The organism is Nonomuraea sp. NPDC049152 (genome assembly GCF_040648355.1).
GTDB lineage: Bacteria > Actinomycetota > Actinomycetes > Streptosporangiales > Streptosporangiaceae > Nonomuraea.
Genome location: NZ_JBEZDO010000042.1, coordinates 30,700 through 48,452, shown reverse-complemented (window position 1 = coordinate 48,452; position 17,753 = coordinate 30,700). Strand labels below are relative to the sequence as shown.

The window sequence follows — 17,753 nt, the reverse complement described above, 5'->3', positions numbered from 1 at the left end:
CAGGGGCCTGAGAGAAATCCGCGCGGACGGCTTCCGGTACGGCGGGCGGTGTCGTCAAATGGAGTGATCGGGGCAACACTCCGCGTGGAGGGGAGCAGCCGTGACGACCGTTCGCGAGACCTCGATGCAGCAGGTCAGACGCCGCCGCACGGGCACCGTCATCGCCGCGTGGCTGTCGACGACCGACCACAAGGTCATCGGGTACCTGTACCTGATCACCTCGTTCGTCTTCTTCCTCATCGCGGGCGTCATGGCCATGATCATTCGGGCCGAGCTGGCCCAGCCCGGCATGGAGTTCGTGACCCAGCAGCAGTACAACTCCCTGTTCACCATGCACGGCGCGATCATGCTGCTGCTCTTCGCGACCCCGCTGTTCGCCGGGTTCGCCAACGTCATCATGCCGCTCCAGATCGGCGCACCCGACGTCGCCTTCCCCCGGCTGAACGCCGTGGCGTACTGGCTGTTCCTGTTCGGCGGCATCATCGCGGTCGCCGGATTCGTCACCCCCGGCGGCGCGGCCGACTTCGGCTGGTTCGCCTACACGCCGCTGGCCACGGCGACGTACTCACCGAGCGTCGGCGGCGACCTGTGGATCATGGGCCTGGTGCTGTCGGGACTCGGCACCATCCTCGGCTCGGTCAACTTCATCAGCACGATCATCGGCATGCGCGCCCCCGGTATGACGATGTTCAGGATGCCGATCTTCACCTGGAACACGCTGCTGACCAGCATGCTCGTGCTGATGGCCTTCCCCGTGCTGGCCGCCGCGCTGCTCGCGCTGGAGGCCGACCGCAAGCTCGGCACCCATGTCTACGATCCGGCGACGGGCGGGGCGCTGCTGTGGCAGCACCTGTTCTGGTTCTTCGGCCATCCCGAGGTCTACATCATCGCGCTGCCGTTCTTCGGCATCGTCACCGAGGTCCTTCCGGTCTTCAGCCGCAAGCCCATCTTCGGCTACATCGGCCTGGTCGGGGCGACGATCGCCATCGCGGGCCTGTCGATGACCGTGTGGGCGCACCACATGTTCCCGACGGGCCAGGTGCTGCTGCCGTTCTTCTCGTTCATGACCTTCCTCATCGCCGTGCCCACGGGCGTGAAGTTCTTCAACTGGATCGGCACCATGTGGAAGGGCCATCTGAGCTTCGAGACGCCCATGCTGTTCGCGGTCGGCTTCCTCGTCACGTTCCTGCTGGGCGGGCTCACCGGGGTCATCCTGGCCTCGCCGCCGCTGGACTTCCACATCAGCGACACCTACTTCGTCGTCGCGCACTTCCACTACGTGGTGTTCGGCACGGTCGTGTTCGCGATGTTCTCGGGGTTCTACTTCTGGTGGCCGAAGATGACCGGGCGGATGCTCAACGACCGGCTCGGCAAGGTGCACTTCTGGTTGCTGTTCGTCGGCTTCCACACCACGTTCCTGATCCAGCACTGGCTGGGCATGCTGGGCTTCCCCCGGCGGTACGCCGACTACAGCCCCGCCGACGGCTTCACCACCCTGAACCTCATCTCGTCGGTGGGCGCGTTCCTGCTCGGGCTGTCCACGCTGCCGTTCCTCTACAACGTCTGGAGGACCGCGCGCAAGGCGCCCAAGGTGACGGTCGACGATCCGTGGGGCTTCGGCGGTTCGCTCGAATGGGCGACCTCCTGTCCTCCGCCCCGGCACAACTTCGTGTTCATCCCGCAGATCCGCTCCGAGCGGCCGGCCTTCGACCTGCACTACCCGCGCGTCGCCGCGCAGGCCCGCCAGATCGACGAGCCGGAGCCCGCACAGATCCAGGCGGACCAGACCCACGCAGACCAGATCCACGCAGAGGAGGACCGCGGGGCGCCGCGGGAAGGCGGGACCGGCGCCCAGACATGAGGTGCCACGCCGTACCAGATCGGGGCTTTCCGAAACCCCGGCCCGGTGCTTACGTGGAAAGCGACGTTTCGCCAATCTAGGGAGATCGGCGATGACAGGCACACGCACTCCCTTCAGTCCGGAGACCGCACCATGCGGCAGGACGTCCGGCGGTGAACGACTGGTCGACGACGACGGCTACGGCCTGCTGATCAAGGACCAGTACTTCGACTGTGGATGCCGCAGGATCCGTCACGAGTACCACGACGGCAGCATCCACCTGAGCGCGGTGCGCCATGACGGCAAGCGCATCAGAGACCAGGACCAGCCCGACCACGGGAGCTGAGACATGATCGACGTGCTCATTGTCGGGGGTGGCGGGGCCGGCCTGCGGGCGGCGATCGCGGTCGCGGAGACCGACCCCTCGTTGACGGTGGCGGTCGTGTCGAAGGTCTACCCCATGCGCAGCCACACGGTCTCGGCCGAGGGCGGCGCGGCGGCGGTCATCGGGATCGGCGACACCCTCGACGAGCACGCCTACGACACGATCTCGGGCGGCGACTGGCTGTGCGACCAGGACGCGGTGGAGGCCTTCGTCGCCGAAGCGCCGAGCGAGCTGATCCGCCTGGAGCACTGGGGCTGCCCGTGGAGCAGGGAGAGCGACGGGCGGGTGGCGGTCAGGCCGTTCGGCGGCATGAAGCGCATGCGCACCTGGTACGCCGCCGACAAGACCGGCTTCCACCTGCTTCACACCCTCTTCCAGACCACGCTGAAGTATCAGGAGATCGTCAGGTACGACGAGTGGTACGTCACCCAGCTCATCGTCGACGACGGGCGCGTCCACGGCGTCGTCGCCATCGAGATCAGGACGGGCAGGGTCGAGGCCATCGCGGCGAAGACCGTCATCCTCGCCACCGGCGGCTGCGGGCGCGTCTTTCCCTTCACCACCAACGCGGCGATCAAGACGGGCGACGGCATGTCCCTGGCCTACCGGGCGGGCGCGCCGCTGAAAGACATGGAGTTCGTCCAGTACCACCCGACGGGCCTGCCGTTCACCGGCATCCTCATCACCGAGGCGGCGCGCGCGGAGGGCGGCTGGCTCATCAACAAGGACGGCTACCGCTACCTGCAGGACTACGACCTGGGCCGGCCCACCGAGACGCCCAAGCTGCGCAGCATGGAGCTCGGCCCCCGCGACCGCCTGTCGCAGGCCTTCGTCGCCGAGCAGAACAAGGGCCGCACGGTCGAGACCCCCTACGGTCCCGTCGTCTACCTCGACCTGCGCCACCTCGGCGAGACGAAGATCGACGCGCGGATCCCGTTCGTCAGGGAACTGTGCCGCAGCTACCAGAACCTCGACCCGGCCACGGACCTGATCCCCGTCAGGCCCGTCGTGCACTACATGATGGGCGGGGTCCACACCGACCTCGACGGCGCGACCCCGATCGCGGGACTGTACGCCGCGGGTGAGACGGCGTGCGTGAGCATCAACGGGGCCAACAGGCTGGGCTCCAACTCGCTGCCCGAGATCCTCGTCTTCGGGGCGAGGGCGGGCGCGGCGGCGGCCAGGTTCGCCACGGCGCATCCGGGCGGGGAGGCGCGTGCCGTGCACAGCCAGGGGGAGGACGAGCGGCGGCGGCTGCGGCGCGTGCTCGACGGCGGTGGCACCGGGCCGAGGATCGCCGACCTGCGCGAGGAGATGCAGCACACGCTGGAGGGCGCGGCGGGCATCTACCGCACGGGCGACCCGCTCGCCAAGGCCGTGGAGACGCTGGCGTCGCTGCGGGAGCGCGCGGCGGACGCCCGGGTGGACGACCACAGCGCGACGTTCAACACCGAGCTGATCTCGCTGATCGAGCTGCACGCGATGCTGGACGTCGCCGAGACCGTCGTGGCGTGCGCGCTCAACAGGACCGAGTCCAGGGGCGCGCACCAGCGGCTCGACTTCCCCGCCCGTGACGACGCGCGGTTCCTGGCCCATTCGCTGGTCCACCGCGCCCCGTCCGGCGTTCCCTCGGTCGGACTGCTGCCCGTCACCCTCACCCGGTGGCCCCCGGGCGAGAGGGTGTACGGCCGTGACTGAGACGCGCGAGGTGGAAGCGGCGATGCGGATGGGAGGCCGATGAGCACCAAGGAGAGCGAGCGGGCGGCGCGGAGGAAGGCGGCGGCCGACGGGCACGGCACGGAGACGATCAGGCTGGAGATCAGCCGCTACCGCCCCGAGCAGGACACCGAGCCGGCGTTCGAGTCCTTCGACGTGCCGATGAGCGAGGACTGGGCGATCCTCGACGGCCTCAACTACGTCAAGGACCAGCTCGACGGCACGTTGTCGTTCCGGTGGTCGTGCCGGATGGGCGTGTGCGGGTCCTGCGGCATGAACGTCAACGGCAAGCCCAGGCTCACCTGCGGCACCTTCCTGTCCGAGTTCGGCGAAGGGCCGGTCAGGATCGAGCCGCTCAAGGGCTTCCCCGTCATCCGCGACCTCGTGGTGGAGATCGACGACTTCCTCGCCAAGCTCTCCCACGTGCGGCCGTGGCTGATCAGGGAGGGCGAGGAACTGCCGCTGACGGCGGAGTACGCCCAGACGCCCGAGCAGCTCGAGGCCTACAAGCAGTACTCGATGTGCATCAACTGCATGCTGTGCTACTCGGCCTGCCCGGTCTACGTGCTCAACCCCGACTTCCTCGGCCCGGCCGCGATCGCGCTCGCCCAGCGCTACAACCTCGACTCGCGCGACCAGGGCGACCGGCTCGACCTGCTCAACACCGACGAGGGGGTGTGGGGCTGCACGTTCGTGGGCGAGTGCACCAGCGCCTGCCCCAAGCACGTCGACCCCGCGGAGGCGATCCAGCGCTACAAGGTCACCGCCGCCATGCGGTCGGTCCTGCCGTGGAGCAGGAGATGACCGCCGGGGCCTACCGGCCGCCCCGCGACAGGCTGTGGTTCCTGCGCTCGCGGGCCTACGCGGTCTTCGTGGCCAGGGAGCTGACCAGCGTCTTCGTCGCCTGGACGATCGCCTACCTGCTGCTGCTGATCGCGGCCGTGACCGGCGGCACGCTCCAGGAGTTCACCGCCCTCGCCGCGCGGCCGTGGATGATCGTGCTCAACGTGCTCGCGCTGGCCGCCACCGCCTTCCACGCGGTCACCTTCCTCAACCTGGCGCCCAAGGCGACGGTCGTCAGGCTGGACGGCTGGCGGGTGCCCGCCTTCATGATCCAGGGCGGCAACCACACGGCGTGGCTGGTGGTCTCGGCCGTCCTGGCCTGGGCGGTGCTGCGATGAGGCGCACGCCGGAGCCGTACCTGTGGCTGCTGTTCAGCGGCGGCGGGGTGGTCGCCGCGCTGCTGCTGCCGGTGCTGGTGCTGCTGTTCGGAGTGCTCATGCCCCTGGGCGTGCTCGACTGGCCGACGCAGTCCGAGTTCGCCGCCCTGCTCGACCCTCTGCCGGTACGGCTGGCGCTGGTCGTGGTCGTCCTGCTGTGCCTGTTCCACGCCGCCCACCGGATCAGGTTCACCAGCGAGGAGATCCTCGGCGTCGCCAGGTTCGACCCGATCATCGCGATCCTCTGCTACGGCGCCGCCGTCGCGGGCGTGGTCGTCGCCGTCCTCCTGCTGTTCTGACATACCGCTTTCCGCGACATTCGGAACGATCTCAAACGATGTGCTTAACGTCCGCACTGCAGAACCTCTGTGGCCATTCGCCCGGTAGATCCCGGGAAGAGAGGGAATGTAGTGCACAGCACGAAGCGCCTCTTATCGGCGCTGCCCGCGCTCGCGTTACTGGCCGTCGGCCTGCCGCCGGGTGATGCGGACAGCCCCGCCCGCTACGAGCCCGCCGCGGCCGACTCCTACATCAACTACGTCCAGCCCGCCGAGGGCTTCACACCCCAGGACCCGCCCGCCCCCGGCGGGAACACCCGCGCCAGGATCCCCGCCCGCGAGCACGACGGGAAGTTCAGCAGCGGCAACCCCGTCACCGCCCGGGTCCTGGCCGCCAGGGAGAGACAGGCCGTCAGGACCGGCCGCAACCCGGCCGACCTCCTGTTCAAGAAGTCCCGCGCCACCAAGACCGCCAGGCTGCTGACGATCCTGGTCGAGTTCAACGACCGCGCCGACGACGACTTCTCCGGATTCGAGCGGCTCAGCGGCCCGAGGAGCGCGCCGGACGACTGCGTCAAGGAGCCGCCGGGCACGACGGCGAACGGCCCCCGCCACAACCGCATCCCGAACCCCGCCACCCTTCCCCACAGGGACGACTTCAGCTTCTGGGTGCCCGACTTCAGCCCTGCCCACTACAACAGGCTCCTCTACTCCAAGCAGGGCGTCACCGCGCGCGGCGTCGACCTGTCGGGGCTGACGATGCGGAACATGTACGAGGAGATGTCCAAGGGCGCCTACTCCGTCTCGGGCTCGGCCGCGGGCTGGATCACGGTGCCGCACTCCGAGGCCTGGTACGGCGCGGCCGCGTGCGGCAAGCCGTACCAGGACATGTCGGGACACCCAGGCAACCCGCGCGGCCACGCGCAGCTGCCCATCGACGCCGTGAACGCGCTCGCCGCCGCCCAGCCTCGCTTCAGATGGTCCGACTACGACGTCGAGGACCTCGGCGACGCCGACCGCGACGGCGACTTCGACGAGCCCGACGGCGTGATCGACCACCTCGTGCTCGTCCACGCGGGCAAGGACAAGTCGGCGGACGGCGGCGCCCAGGGCGCCTACGCGCTGTGGGCGCACTCCGGCGCGGTCGCGGGCGGCCACCCCGTCCCCGGCACCGACCTCAAGGTCTCCAACTACATCGTGCAGCCGGAGGACGCGAGCGTCGGCGTCTTCGCCCACGAGTACGGCCACGACCTCGGCCTGCCCGACCTCTACGACACCACCGGCACGGCGAGCTCGGCCGTCGACTTCTGGGACCTGATGGCCGGCGGCTCGCACGCGGGCCCGCTCTACCAGTCGATGCCGTCCCACATGGGCCTCTGGGCCAAGTGGGTGCTCGGCTGGGCCGACCCCGAGATCCTCGATCCTGGCGGCAGGAGCCGCCTGGTCACCATCGGGCAGTCCTCGCGCACGCCGCGGCTGACCGCGGACGGCGTGCGGGTCAACCTGCCCAGCGCGCCGCTGAGGATGCTCGACCCGCACGGCGGCGGTCGGATGTGGTGGTCGGGCATGGACCAGGAGTGGGCCGACGTCAGGCTCACCAGGGAGCTCGCGGTGCCGGCGGCGGCCGAGCCGAGGTTGTGGATGTGGAACCACTACGACATCGAGGCCGACTACGACTACGGCTTCGTCGAGATCTCCACCGACGGCGGCGCGAGCTGGGCCCAGCAGAAGGTGTTCACCGCCTCCGGCGGCGAGGTCAGCACGCCTGACGACTACACCGACCCCAACCGGGCCCTGCACGGCTACGGCGGCAAGAGACGCGGCCTCACCGGTACGACCAACGGGTGGCGGCACGACTACGTCGACCTCACCCCGTTCGCCGGCGAAACGATCAGGCTGCGCCTCGCCTACAACACCGACGCGGCCACCACCGCGCGCGGCTGGTTCGCCGACGACCTCACGCTCACCAGCGGCTCGGCCACCGTCTGGAGCGACGGGGCGGAGCAGGGCGCGGGCGGATGGGTCACGACCGGCGGCACGTTCACCAACACCAGCGGCCAGGGCTGGACGATCAGCACCGGCTCCCGCGAGATCTCCCGCTTCTACCTGGCCGAGTGGCGCAATCTCGACGGCTTCGACCGGGGACTGGCCCACGCCTACGACACCAGCTACCTGCGCGACGGCGCGTGGAAGGTCGAGCGGGTCAAGTACAACGCGCCCGGCCTGCTGGTCTGGCTGCGCGACTCCACCTACACCAACAACGTGCTCGCGCCGACCCTGTTCGAGGGGCCGAGCCTCGGTGTGAAGGGCGGCCTGCTCCTCGTCGACTCGCACTACGAGCCGCTGCGCCGTACGGGGAAGGCGGCCCAGGCGGACCCGAGGGCGCGCAAGAACCTCGACGGCCGCGTCCAGTCCTCCAACGCCGCCTTCTCCCCGGCCAGGACCTACCCGTTCAGGGAGTGCGTCGAGGGCGAGCCTTTCACCGAACACTGCGCCGACTACCCCGCGCTGAAGGGCGTGCCCGCCTTCACCGACGCCAGGACCTGGTATCCGGGCCTCGACCTGGTCGACGGCTCGCTCGACTACCGCGACTTCGACGCCTCCACCGTCATCCCCGCCAAGGGCCCCTACTCGACCAGGGTCGTCAGAGCAGACGGCCGCCCCGCCACCGAGCTGTACGGCACCGAAGTCGCCGGCGGCCACATCCTCGGCACGGGTGACCCCGGCGACCGGGCATTAGGCGTGCGATTCGCCCTCGTCACCCCCCTTCCCGGCAACCTGGGAGCGATCGTCCGGGTCACCCCGTCCAAGAAGTGATCATCCGGCCGCCGGGGCCAGGGTTCCGGCGGCCGTACCATTGCATCCATGACCGAGCTCCGCAGCAAGGCCGAGCACACCGAGGCCATCCGCAGGGACCGCAGGATCGCCGTGGTGATCAACACGCGCTCCCGCCGTGGCCGCCGCCACTACTTCGAGGTGCTGGACCAGATCCACGCTCTGGGCTTCGAGCCCCTGGCGGAGTACTCCGTCGTCAACCCCAAGCGGCTGCGCGCCCACCTGGACAAGGCGCTGGAGACCAAGCCGGACCTGCTCGTCGTCGGCGGCGGCGACGGCACGCTCTCGTCGGCGGTCCGCCACGTCGCCCACCTCGACGTGGCACTCGGCGTGCTGCCACTCGGCACCACCAACAACTTCGCCCGCAGCCTCGGCCTGCCCCTCGACCTGGCCGGCGCGATCCGCGTCTTCGACACCGGCAAGGTCGCCGACATCGACCTGGGCATGGCCGAGGACAGGCCGTTCGCCAACCTGGCCAGCTTCGGCGTGTCCGTCGAGGTCGCGAACACGGTCAAGCCGTGGCTCAAGCGCATCCTCGGCCGCCCCGCCTACCCGCTGACCGCCCTGACGATCATTCCGGGGCACAAGCCCTTCCGCGCCGTCCTCACCGTCGACGGCAAGCGCCACGAGCTGCTCACCGACCAGCTCAACATCGCCAACGGCCGCTTCCACGGCGGCTGGCAGGTCGCCCGCGACATCAGCATCGACAACGGCATGCTCGTGGCCTACCAGCTCGGCTCGGGCAAGAAGCTGCGGCTGCTCGGCGAGACCCTGGCCCGCGCCACCACGGGCAGGTGGCGCAGCCTCGCGGGCGGGCCGTTCGTGATGGGCCGCGAGATGCTGCTGGAGACCGACCCGCCGATGGCGGCCGACGTCGACGGCGAGGTACGGCTGCGCACCCCGATCAGGCTCCGCGTCGTGCCCAACGGGGTGCGGGTGATGGTGCCCTCGGACTTCCACGACAGCTGAGGACGTCCGCTCCACCCTGCCGTGTGATCGAGGTCCGCGGTCTCAGCCGCGTGGAGACCCCTGCCGGTACCAGTCGAAGGTGCGCCGGACGCCCTCCTCCAGGGGGATCCGGGGCTCGAATCCCGTCAGCCGCCGCAGCAGGGAGATGTCGGGGCAGCGGCGGGCGACCGAGCCGGCGGGAGCGGGTACCCGGTCGATGACCGGGTCCTTCCCCGCGACGCGCAGGACGAGCTTCGCCAGGTCGGCGATGTTCGTCTCCTCGGTGTCGTCGCCGATGTGCACGATCCGCCCGAACGCCTCGGGCGTCGCCATCAGCCGCACCATCGCCTCGACCGCGTCGTCGACGTGGCAGAAGGCGCGGCTCTGCTCGCCGCCGTACAGCGTGAAAGGGTCCTCGCCGCGCATGGCGCGCAGCGAGAGCTCAGGGATCACGTGGTCGGCGCCCATCCTGGGCCCGTACACGTTGTGGAAGCGGCCCACGACCGCGTGCGCGCCGTGCAGGACGGCCGCCTCGCCGTGCAGCTTGCTGATCGCGTAGGAGAAGCGCGGCGACGCCACGTCCTCGATCACCAGCGGGACGCTCTCGGACGTGGGCAGGGGGACGAGCCCGGCGGTGACGCCGCCCGCGTACGCCTCGCTGGTGGAGGCGAAGAACAGCGGCTCGTCCCGCTCGATCCAGTCCAGCAGGTGCATCAGCGCCAGGGTGTTGACGCGCAGCACCCGCGACGGGTCCCGCTCGACGTTGCGGACGCCGACGACGGCGGCCAGCATGTAGATCTGGTCCCAGCCGTGCTCCAGCGCCTGGTAGGAGCCCGGGTCGGTGAGGTCGGCGTGGCGGACGTCCAGCGGCATCGCCTCCAGGTCCCGATCGCGCCTGCCCCTGGAGAAGTCGTCGACGACAGTGACGGCGTGGCCGTCGGCCAGCAGGCGCCTGGCGAGGTGGAGCCCGATGAAGCCGGCGCCGCCGAGCAGAAGCGTTCTCATCGCATGTATCCGATCCCCGCGTAGCGGATGCCGCGGTCGGTGAGCCGGTCGGCGTCGAGGATGCGCCAGGAGTCGAACAGCACCCTGAGCGGGGTGTCGCCGATCTCCATGCCCCTGTAGTCGGGGTGGTCGTTGACGATCAGCATGGCGTCGGCCTCGGCGAAGGCCTTGTCGAGGCTGACGGGCCGCCCGCCGTACCTGGTGATGACCTCGTCGGCGACCAGCGGATCGTGGCCGAGGACGGTCAGCCCGGCCCTCGTGAAGATCGGCATCATGTCCTCGATGGGGGTGCCGCGCATGTCGTCGGTGGCGGGCCAGCCCTTGTAGGCCCACCCGAGCACCGACAGGGTGAGTCCTTCCGTCTCGCCGAAGGTCTCCTCGATCATGGCGACCAGCCGCTCGGCGACGTGGGAGGGCAGGCGCTCGTTGAGCGCGCGGGCGTGGCCGACCAGGGAGGTCGTGGCGCTCGCCTGCATGAGGTAGGGATCCTTGGTGAGGCAGCCGCCGCCCACGTAGCCGGGCTTGGCCAGGTCGGGGCGGGGGTAGTCGAGGTTGGCCGCGCGGATGACCTCCAGCGGGTCGAGCCGGTGCTGCTCGGCGACGAGGGCGAGCTCGTTGCCGTAGGCGTAGATCAGGTCGGTGTGGCAGTTGTTGGCGAGTTTGACCATCTCGGCCGCTTCGAGGCTGGAGACGGGCACGATCCGGTCGGCCAGCTCCTCGAACAGCTCGATGCCCGCGTCGAGGCCGGCCTGGTCGAGCCCGCCGATCACCTGGGGCAGCTCGACCAGCTCGCGCAGAGCCTGACCCTGGATGGTCCGCTCGGGCGCCATCACCAGATGGGTGCCCGCGCGAAGCCGGGGGAGCACGACGGCGCGGCTCGTGCCGATCGGGACCGTGGAGCGCACGACCACGAGGCGCTGCTCCCCGCACGCCTCCGCGGCGGCGGCCAGGTTGTCCAGGCGCGGCGTGCCCGTGCCGAGGTCGACGGGCGTGGAGACGCACAGGATCACCGCGTCCAGGGGCTCGTCGGGCAGCGCCGAGCCGATGCGGACGCGGGCGCCGAGATGCTCGGCGAAGACCTCCTGCACGCCCGGCTCGAACACGTGGATGCGGCCGTGGGACAGGGCCTCGACGACGGCGGGGTTCGCGTCCACGCCGTGGACGGCGAAACCCTCGCGGGCCAGCGCCGCGGTGAGCGTCAGGCCCACGTATCCCATGCCGACAACGCCGACGGTCTTCGGCATCGTCACTCCTTTCCTTCGCAGGGGGCACTCACCAGGTCCAGGTCGACCGTGGTGACGTTTCCCGCGAACCCGTGCCTGCGATACGCCTCGCAGGCCGTACGGCGGTTCGCGGGGGTGGTGGCGTAGTCGGTGGCCAGCACCGCCTTGCCCTTGGCACGCAGCGCGGCGGCCTCGGCGAGGTTGTCCGCGCACCAGCCGGCCGCGCACGCCTGGTCGGTGGCCCTGAAGAACAGCTCCTCCATGCCGATGCCGTCGATGGCGGCGGTGTAGCCGCTGTGGTGCCGCAGCTCGGGCGAGTTCTGCGGCACGATCAGGAAGCCGTGCTCGGCCGCCTTGGCGTAGGCGCTGATCCGGACGATCAGGTCGGCCATCTTCCTGCCGAGGCTGTGGCGGGTCTCGCCGGGCACGCGGGCCAGGTCGATCTCCTCGTACGCCAGGGGCGTGTCGAGGTAGACCCCGTCGAACCCGGCCTTCATCGCCTGGTCGACCCTCGGCCTGATGACCCGGTCCCACCACCACGGATCCCAATATTTGACGAAATGCTCGTCGGGCCAGTCCGGCCACACGTTCAGCCTCAGCCCCGCGGGCAGGCTCGGATACTCCGACCTGAACTCCTCCAGCGAGCCGATCTCGAAGTAGGCCAGCACCCTCTTCCCGCTCTCCCGCACCGCGGCGATCTCGGCGGCGGTGAAGTAGCCGGGAACGGTGGCGTCGCGCGAGAGGTCGACGATGGCCAGCTCGTGCGGGGCCGCGGCGACCGTGTCCAACCGGCCGCCGGGGTAACCGGTCAGCGCGTAGGTGAACGAGGTGACACCCAGCAGCACCGGGACGCCCGAGGCGGGCGCGCAGGCGGTCGTCGTCGCCAGCAGCAGGGAGAAGGTCGCGGCGAGCCGCCTCACCCCTCCTCCGCCATGGCCCCGACCGACTCGGCCAGGCCGTGGACGGGACGCCAGCCGAGCACCTTCTCCGCGCGCGTGATGCCGGCCTGACTCCACGGCGCCGCCCCCGACCTGTCGGACCCCGCCGCGACCTCGTGGATCCCGCCGGTGAAGCCCATCGCGCGCGCCAGCAGCCCCACGGCCTCGCGGACGCTCACCGCCCGCCCCGACCCCACGTTGAACACCCGCTCCCCGCGGAGGTCCGCGAACGCGGCGGCCACCACGGCCCTGGCGACGTCACGCACGTCCACGAAGTCGCGCAGCGCGTCCAGCGGCCCGAGCGTGATGTCATCCCTCGCCTCGCGCAGCAGACCGGCGGCCCGCCCCAGCACGTTCGTCTGCGAGAGGCCGGGCCCGACCGGGTTGAAGACGCGCAACGACACGCCGTCCACCGCCGCGGAGGTGATCAGACCCGTCGCCGCCAGGTGGCTCACCCCGTAGGCGGTGACCGGCCTGGTCTCGTCGTCCTCGCCCACCGAGCGCCCGTACGGCGTGGGCCCGTACTCGGCCGCCGAGCCGAGCCGTACCAGCCTGGCCGAGGGCACGACCGCGCCCATCGCCTCCACGAGCATCGCCACCACACCGGCGTTGCCGCGCAGCAGCTCGTCGGGCCCGCCCGTCATCCGCCCCATGCAGCTGATCACGGCGTCGGGCCGTACGGAGGAGAGCAGCTCCGTGACGGCCGGCACGTCGGCGGTGAGCAGGTCGAGCCGCGCCCGCCCCGCGCAGACCACCTCCCTGACCCTGGGGTCGCGCTCCAGCAGGACGCGCACCTGGCGGCCGAGGAACCCCGAGGCGCCCAGCAGCAGCACCCTCACAGCGCCCGCTCCCGCTCCGGCAGCAGCAGCGGCCTGATCTCCTCGAAGCGGGCGTTCGCCTCGTCGTAGTCGTCCGGCCGGCCGATGTCGAGCCAGTAGCCGTCGAACTCGAAGACCGCGGGAGGCCGCCGATGCGCCAGCAGGTCGAGCACCAGCTCGTCGAAGCCGAACGACATCCCCTCGGGATAGCCCTCGATGCAGTGGCGCGACAGGGCGTAGACGCCCATGCTGACCAGGTAGCTGAGCAGCGGCTTCTCCCTGAAGCCCGTGATGTGCCCGCCCGCGGCCTCCAGCACCCCGAAGTCGATCTTGACGACGCGCGGGGCCGTGGCCACCGTCAGCGGCGCGGCGGAGACGCTGTGGCGGTGCAGCAGGTCGGCGTAGTTCAGCGTGGTCAGGACGTCGCCGTTCATGACCAGGAAGTGCTCGGGCAGCCGGTCCCTGATCGAGAACAGCGGCCCGATCGTCGACAGGGGGGTGACCTCCTCGGTGTAGTCGACGGCGAGGTCCCACCTGGCGCCGTCCCCGACGAACGCCCTGATCAGCGGCGACAGGTGGCCGACGGCCAGCGTGACGCTGGTGAACCCCTGCGCGGCGAGCTGACGCAGGATGATGTCGAGGATCGCGTACTCCTCGCCGATCGGCACGAGCGGCTTGGGCAGCGCCGAGGTGTACGGCCTGAGCCGCACCCCCTTGCCGCCCGCCAATATGACGACATGCATGAACATCCCCTTCAGCGGTGGGACCGGCGTGCGATGCTCCGAGTGTCGAGGCGCCGAGTTTCACTTCGGTTCCTCAGCGGTTTCTCCCGCCGGGGCTAGAGTCGGTGCACATGGGGTTCAAGGGCGCCGAGGACGGCTGGCGCGACAATCTCGTCGGGCTGCGCAACGTCGTGCGCCAGGAACTGGTGACCAGGCAGCTCGACCGGCACCTGCCGGGCGCCCGCGCCGCCGTGCTCGACGCGGGCTGCGGCCAGGGCACGCAGGCGCTGCGCCTGGCCGAGCGCGGCCACGACGTCACCGGCGTCGACGCCTCGCGCGAGCTGCTCGACCTGCTGCCGGAGGGTCGGATCAGGGCCGTCCACGCCGATCTCGCCGAGCTGCCGTCGCTGTTCGAGCCCGAGTCGTTCGACGTGGTGCTCTGCCACGGCGTGCTGATGTACTTCGACGACCCCGCGCCGCTGCTCACCGACCTGGCCCGGCTGGTCAGGCCGGGCGGATTCCTGTCGCTGCTGGTGCGTAACGGCGACGCGCTCGCCATGCGTCCCGGCCTGGCGGGCGACTGGCGCGCCACCCGCGAGGCGTTCACCGCCGACGGCTACACCAACAGGCTGGGCGTGCGCGCCAGGGCCGACCGCCGCGCCGACCTCACCGCGGCCCTCGCCGCGCGCGGCCTGGTGGTCGCCCACTGGTACGGCGTGCGGGTCTTCACCGACACCGACACCGACCCCGGCCCGGGGGCCGCCTCTCCGCCCGACGACCTCGACGCGCTCATCGAGTGCGAGGAGATCGCGGGCCGTACCGACCCCTACAGAGGAGTGGCCGCGCTGACACACCTCATCGGTGGTAGACAGGAAGCATGAAACGTCCCGGCTCATGGTGCGAGACGCCGCGACCGCCCCAGCCGTGGTGCGAGCGTCCGGCGCCTCCCGCGCCCTGGTGCGAGGTGCCGAAGTCCCCGGTGCTCGGTGTTCTCGGCGCGCTGCTGAAGGCCGCCAAGCGCTGAGGTTTCCCCTCCGTGGGGCGGGTAGTCGTCATCCCCATGCGGAGCGAGACGCGCCCGGCGTGGCTTGAGCCTGCCGAGAACGGCGGGCGGTCGGGCGCGGCCGCAATCGTGGCCGGAGCTTTGCTTCGGCTTGCCGCCGTTCTTGGTCTGATCGGTAGAAACCAGGTCAATCGGGCGACGTCGCCGATTCTCGACGCGGCGCTCGAGAGCGGCAAGAGCGACATCGACGTGGTGGAAGAGAGGGCACGACGATGACGGAGACCGACCCGGGCTTCAGCGAGTCACACGCGGGCGACGTGGGCGCTCGCCGGGCCACGGTGGGCACGCCCACCGACCACGAATCCATCAACGTCCCGCCGACCAGGCCAGGCGCGGCGGAGAACGCGGAGGCCGCGGAGGAGGCGCGCAGGCCGCACGAGGAGTTCGTGCCCGAGCGCCCCATCCCCGATGAGAAGGCCGAGGCCGAGGCGGCCGCGCGCGCGAGGCACGAGCGCGACGAGCAGGACACCGGAACGACGGGGGCCACCCGTCCCGAGAACACGGACAAACCGGCAGGCGGGGTTGAGAGAGACATGAGCAAGGACACGAAAGAGACCCGTAAGGACATGGGCGGCACCGTCGAGGCCATGGCGAACAAGACCGGCGTCAAGGGCAGGGCGAGCGAGGTGGCGGGTGTGGCCAAGGACAAGGTGACCGCCGTCACCGACAAGGTGCCCGACCAGGTCAAGGACGCCGCCGACAAGGTAGGCGCGGAGGTGAGGCGCAGGCCCAAGCTGCTGCTCGCGGCCGCCGGCGCCCTGGCGGTGCTCATCGCCCGCAGGATGATGCAGCGCGGCAAGAAGTAGCGGCATGTGGAGGAGCGCGCTCAGGCGGGCGTTCGCCGAGTTCAGGCACGACGGCGTGCAGGACTGGGCGGCCGCCCTCACCTACTACGGGGTTCTGTCGATCTTCCCCGCGCTCATCGTCCTGGTGTCGTTACTGGGACTGGTCGGCCGTGACGACGCGGCCGCGGTCATCGGCGGCATCGCTGTCCTCGCTCCCGCGGAGGTGCGCGACCTGCTGGTCCAGGGGCTCGCGGGCGTGCGCAGCACGGGCGCGGGCTTGCTGGCGATCGTCGGCCTGCTGGTCGCGCTCTGGTCGGCCTCCGGGTACATCGCGGCCTTCGTCCGCGCGGCCAACGCGATCTACGACATCGAGGAGGGCCGCCCCTTCTGGAAGCTGACGCCGCTGCGCCTCGGGCTGACGCTGCTGGTCATGGTGCTGCTGGCGGCGGGGGCGGTCGCGGTGACGCTGACCGGCAGGGTGGCCGAGGTGGCGGGCGACCGGCTCAGCCTCAACGACGCGCTGGTCACCGTCTGGGACGTGGCCAAGTGGCCGGTGCTGGCGCTCATCGCCGCCGGCCTGATCATGGTCCTGTACTGGGCGGCGCCGAACGTGCGCCAGCCCGGCCTGCGCTGGATCACCCCAGGGGGCGTGCTCGCGGTCGTGCTGTGGGTGGTCGTGTCCGGGGGTTTCGCCCTGTACGTCGCCAACTTCGGCTCCTACAACAAGACCTACGGCACGCTCGCCGCGGTCGTGGTGTTCCTCATCTGGCTGTGGCTGTCGAACATGGCCCTGCTCTTCGGCGCGGAGTTCGACGCCGAGCTGATCAGGGGCAAGAGCATGGCGGAGGGACACCCCGTGAACGCCGAGCCCTATGCGGTGCCGAGAGATCCCCCCACGCCCGATACGCTGCCGCAATGATGCGTCGTACGGTGGTGGCCGCGATCCTGGCCCTCGCTCTGGCCGGGTGCGGGGGCGGTCGCGCGGTCAGCGATCTCGGCAAGGTCGTCGAGGGCGGGCCAGGGGCGACCACCGCGGTCCAGGTGACCAAGGGGCAGCGCTTCTCGGTCTCCCTGTCGGAGGGCGACTGGCAGCTGAAGCGGGTGCCCGACGCCAAGGTGGCCTCCTTCATCAGCGAGGAGCACGCCGACGGCCGTTCCTACTTCGTCTTCAACGCCAAGCACCCGGGCAGCACACGTGTGGAGATCACCGGTCAGGGAGAGGCGATCTTCGCGATCACGGTGCAGTAGGGTGCCGCGCATGAGCGATCTCCGAGACTTCATGCGGGTGCGGGCCAGCGCCGACGGGGCGGAGACGGTGACCTGGTGGACCGGCGACGTCTACGCCTACCTCCTCGACGACGGGCCCCGCCACCTGTTCGGCTTCGAGGGCGTCAACGTGGCACGGGCGGTGGAGAGTGACGGCGGCTGGGAGCTGCTGACCAGGGAGGCCGCCGCCTACCTCGACCCCGCCTCGCGCGACCCCCTCGACACCTGGGACAACCCGTTCACCGGACACTCCGTCGACGTCCAGCACGTCTACAACGACCCGGTCAACCAGCGGCTGCGCGGCTTCACCGTGCCGACCACGAGGCTGGGCGGCACGGTGGTGTTCAACACCGACATCCTGCTGGCCTACCCGTCGCCGCTGAAGGTGGCCGACTACCCCGACAACTCCTTCAGCGACACCTACAGGGCGATGGAGCTGTTCCAGTTCTTCGCGCCCGCGGCCGACCTGGACGGCGAGGCCCCCTCGGTGCCGAACACGCTGTCGTGGTGCAGGGTCTCGCCGTGGCTGCCGTGGATGGAGATGGCGCAGCGGCCAGGCGCGCTGGTCTACCACTGCAGGGGCGCCAAGGTCGGTGAGGTGCCAGGCAACCTGGAGGCGTTCTTCGGGCCGATGAGCGCGCCGACCGAGTGGAGCGCGCCCAACCAGACGAGCTGGACGACGTTCGTTGACCGAAGAAAGTTCTAATCGTA

General features: G+C 70.4%; 20 protein-coding genes. 15 read left to right on the top strand and 5 right to left on the bottom strand.

The window, feature by feature from the left end:
* Positions 1 to 124 precede the first annotated feature (124 nt).
* The 8 genes from ctaD to AB0B45_RS45760 all read left to right on the top strand — a co-directional run bounded on the left by ctaD (position 125) and on the right by AB0B45_RS45760 (position 9,243).
* A complete protein-coding gene (gene ctaD / locus AB0B45_RS45795; RefSeq protein ID WP_358144465.1) occupies positions 125 to 1,861 on the top strand; it encodes a cytochrome c oxidase subunit I in 1,737 nt (578 codons plus the stop codon).
* Positions 1,862 to 1,952: 91 nt separating this feature from the next.
* Complete coding sequence (locus AB0B45_RS45790; protein WP_358144410.1) at positions 1,953 to 2,186, top strand: hypothetical protein; 234 nt, start codon at positions 1,953 to 1,955, stop codon at positions 2,184 to 2,186.
* A 3-nt stretch (positions 2,187 to 2,189) separates the two neighbouring features.
* Positions 2,190 to 3,923 (top strand): fumarate reductase (quinol) flavoprotein subunit, encoded by a 1,734-nt coding sequence (frdA, locus tag AB0B45_RS45785; RefSeq protein ID WP_358144408.1) that lies wholly within the window; start codon positions 2,190 to 2,192, stop codon positions 3,921 to 3,923.
* A 39-nt stretch (positions 3,924 to 3,962) separates the two neighbouring features.
* Positions 3,963 to 4,745 (top strand): succinate dehydrogenase iron-sulfur subunit, encoded by a 783-nt coding sequence (gene sdhB / locus AB0B45_RS45780; RefSeq protein ID WP_358144407.1) that lies wholly within the window; start codon positions 3,963 to 3,965, stop codon positions 4,743 to 4,745.
* Positions 4,742 to 5,122 (top strand): hypothetical protein, encoded by a 381-nt coding sequence (locus tag AB0B45_RS45775; RefSeq protein ID WP_358144405.1) that lies wholly within the window; start codon positions 4,742 to 4,744, stop codon positions 5,120 to 5,122. Before sdhB ends, AB0B45_RS45775 begins: the two co-directional genes overlap by 4 nt.
* Positions 5,119 to 5,460, top strand: coding sequence for a fumarate reductase subunit FrdD (gene frdD, locus AB0B45_RS45770; RefSeq protein WP_358144404.1), 342 nt, complete (start codon positions 5,119 to 5,121; stop codon positions 5,458 to 5,460). Before AB0B45_RS45775 ends, frdD begins: the two co-directional genes overlap by 4 nt.
* 111 nt (positions 5,461 to 5,571) lie before the next feature.
* Positions 5,572 to 8,256, top strand: a complete 2,685-nt coding sequence (locus AB0B45_RS45765) for an immune inhibitor A domain-containing protein (RefSeq protein ID WP_358144402.1) — start codon at positions 5,572 to 5,574, stop codon at positions 8,254 to 8,256.
* A gap of 48 nt (positions 8,257 to 8,304) precedes the next feature.
* Positions 8,305 to 9,243, top strand: coding sequence for a YegS/Rv2252/BmrU family lipid kinase (locus AB0B45_RS45760; protein WP_358144401.1), 939 nt, complete (start codon positions 8,305 to 8,307; stop codon positions 9,241 to 9,243).
* Between the two features lie 42 nt (positions 9,244 to 9,285).
* On the opposite strand, the gene AB0B45_RS45755 is transcribed toward AB0B45_RS45760, so the two are convergent.
* From AB0B45_RS45755 to AB0B45_RS45735, 5 genes are read right to left on the bottom strand one after another with little or no spacing between them, the layout of a single operon-like run.
* Positions 9,286 to 10,227, bottom strand: coding sequence for an NAD-dependent epimerase/dehydratase family protein (locus AB0B45_RS45755; RefSeq protein WP_358144399.1), 942 nt, complete (start codon positions 10,225 to 10,227; stop codon positions 9,286 to 9,288).
* Complete coding sequence (locus AB0B45_RS45750; protein WP_358144397.1) at positions 10,224 to 11,471, bottom strand: nucleotide sugar dehydrogenase; 1,248 nt, start codon at positions 11,469 to 11,471, stop codon at positions 10,224 to 10,226. Before AB0B45_RS45750 ends, AB0B45_RS45755 begins: the two co-directional genes overlap by 4 nt.
* A gap of 2 nt (positions 11,472 to 11,473) precedes the next feature.
* A complete protein-coding gene (locus AB0B45_RS45745) occupies positions 11,474 to 12,370 on the bottom strand; it encodes an endo alpha-1,4 polygalactosaminidase (RefSeq protein ID WP_358144394.1) in 897 nt (298 codons plus the stop codon).
* Positions 12,367 to 13,227 (bottom strand): NAD(P)-dependent oxidoreductase, encoded by an 861-nt coding sequence (locus AB0B45_RS45740; protein WP_358144393.1) that lies wholly within the window; start codon positions 13,225 to 13,227, stop codon positions 12,367 to 12,369. The genes AB0B45_RS45745 and AB0B45_RS45740 overlap by 4 nt, the downstream gene beginning before the upstream one ends.
* Positions 13,224 to 13,949 (bottom strand): sugar phosphate nucleotidyltransferase, encoded by a 726-nt coding sequence (locus tag AB0B45_RS45735; RefSeq protein WP_358144391.1) that lies wholly within the window; start codon positions 13,947 to 13,949, stop codon positions 13,224 to 13,226. The genes AB0B45_RS45740 and AB0B45_RS45735 overlap by 4 nt, the downstream gene beginning before the upstream one ends.
* A 110-nt stretch (positions 13,950 to 14,059) precedes the next feature.
* Between AB0B45_RS45735 and AB0B45_RS45730 the strand changes: the two genes are divergently transcribed.
* From AB0B45_RS45730 to AB0B45_RS45700, 7 genes are read left to right on the top strand one after another with little or no spacing between them, the layout of a single operon-like run.
* Entirely contained in the window at positions 14,060 to 14,809 is a 750-nt protein-coding gene (locus AB0B45_RS45730) for a methyltransferase domain-containing protein (RefSeq protein WP_358144389.1), read from the top strand.
* Complete coding sequence (locus AB0B45_RS45725; RefSeq protein ID WP_358144388.1) at positions 14,806 to 14,952, top strand: hypothetical protein; 147 nt, start codon at positions 14,806 to 14,808, stop codon at positions 14,950 to 14,952. Before AB0B45_RS45730 ends, AB0B45_RS45725 begins: the two co-directional genes overlap by 4 nt.
* Before the next feature lie 36 nt (positions 14,953 to 14,988).
* On the top strand, positions 14,989 to 15,207 hold the full coding sequence (locus tag AB0B45_RS45720) for a phage holin family protein (protein WP_358144386.1): 219 nt from the start codon (positions 14,989 to 14,991) through the stop codon (positions 15,205 to 15,207).
* A complete protein-coding gene (locus tag AB0B45_RS45715) occupies positions 15,204 to 15,797 on the top strand; it encodes a YtxH domain-containing protein (RefSeq protein ID WP_358144384.1) in 594 nt (197 codons plus the stop codon). Before AB0B45_RS45720 ends, AB0B45_RS45715 begins: the two co-directional genes overlap by 4 nt.
* Before the next feature lie 4 nt (positions 15,798 to 15,801).
* On the top strand, positions 15,802 to 16,695 hold the full coding sequence (locus AB0B45_RS45710) for a YihY/virulence factor BrkB family protein (protein ID WP_358144381.1): 894 nt from the start codon (positions 15,802 to 15,804) through the stop codon (positions 16,693 to 16,695).
* Positions 16,692 to 17,024 carry a hypothetical protein gene (locus tag AB0B45_RS45705; protein WP_358144379.1) on the top strand — a complete coding sequence of 111 codons (333 nt, stop codon included), beginning with the start codon at positions 16,692 to 16,694 and terminating at the stop codon, positions 17,022 to 17,024. The genes AB0B45_RS45710 and AB0B45_RS45705 overlap by 4 nt, the downstream gene beginning before the upstream one ends.
* Positions 17,025 to 17,034: 10 nt before the next feature.
* Positions 17,035 to 17,748 carry a DUF1838 family protein gene (locus AB0B45_RS45700; RefSeq protein WP_358144377.1) on the top strand — a complete coding sequence of 238 codons (714 nt, stop codon included), beginning with the start codon at positions 17,035 to 17,037 and terminating at the stop codon, positions 17,746 to 17,748.
* Positions 17,749 to 17,753: the final 5 nt, after the last annotated feature.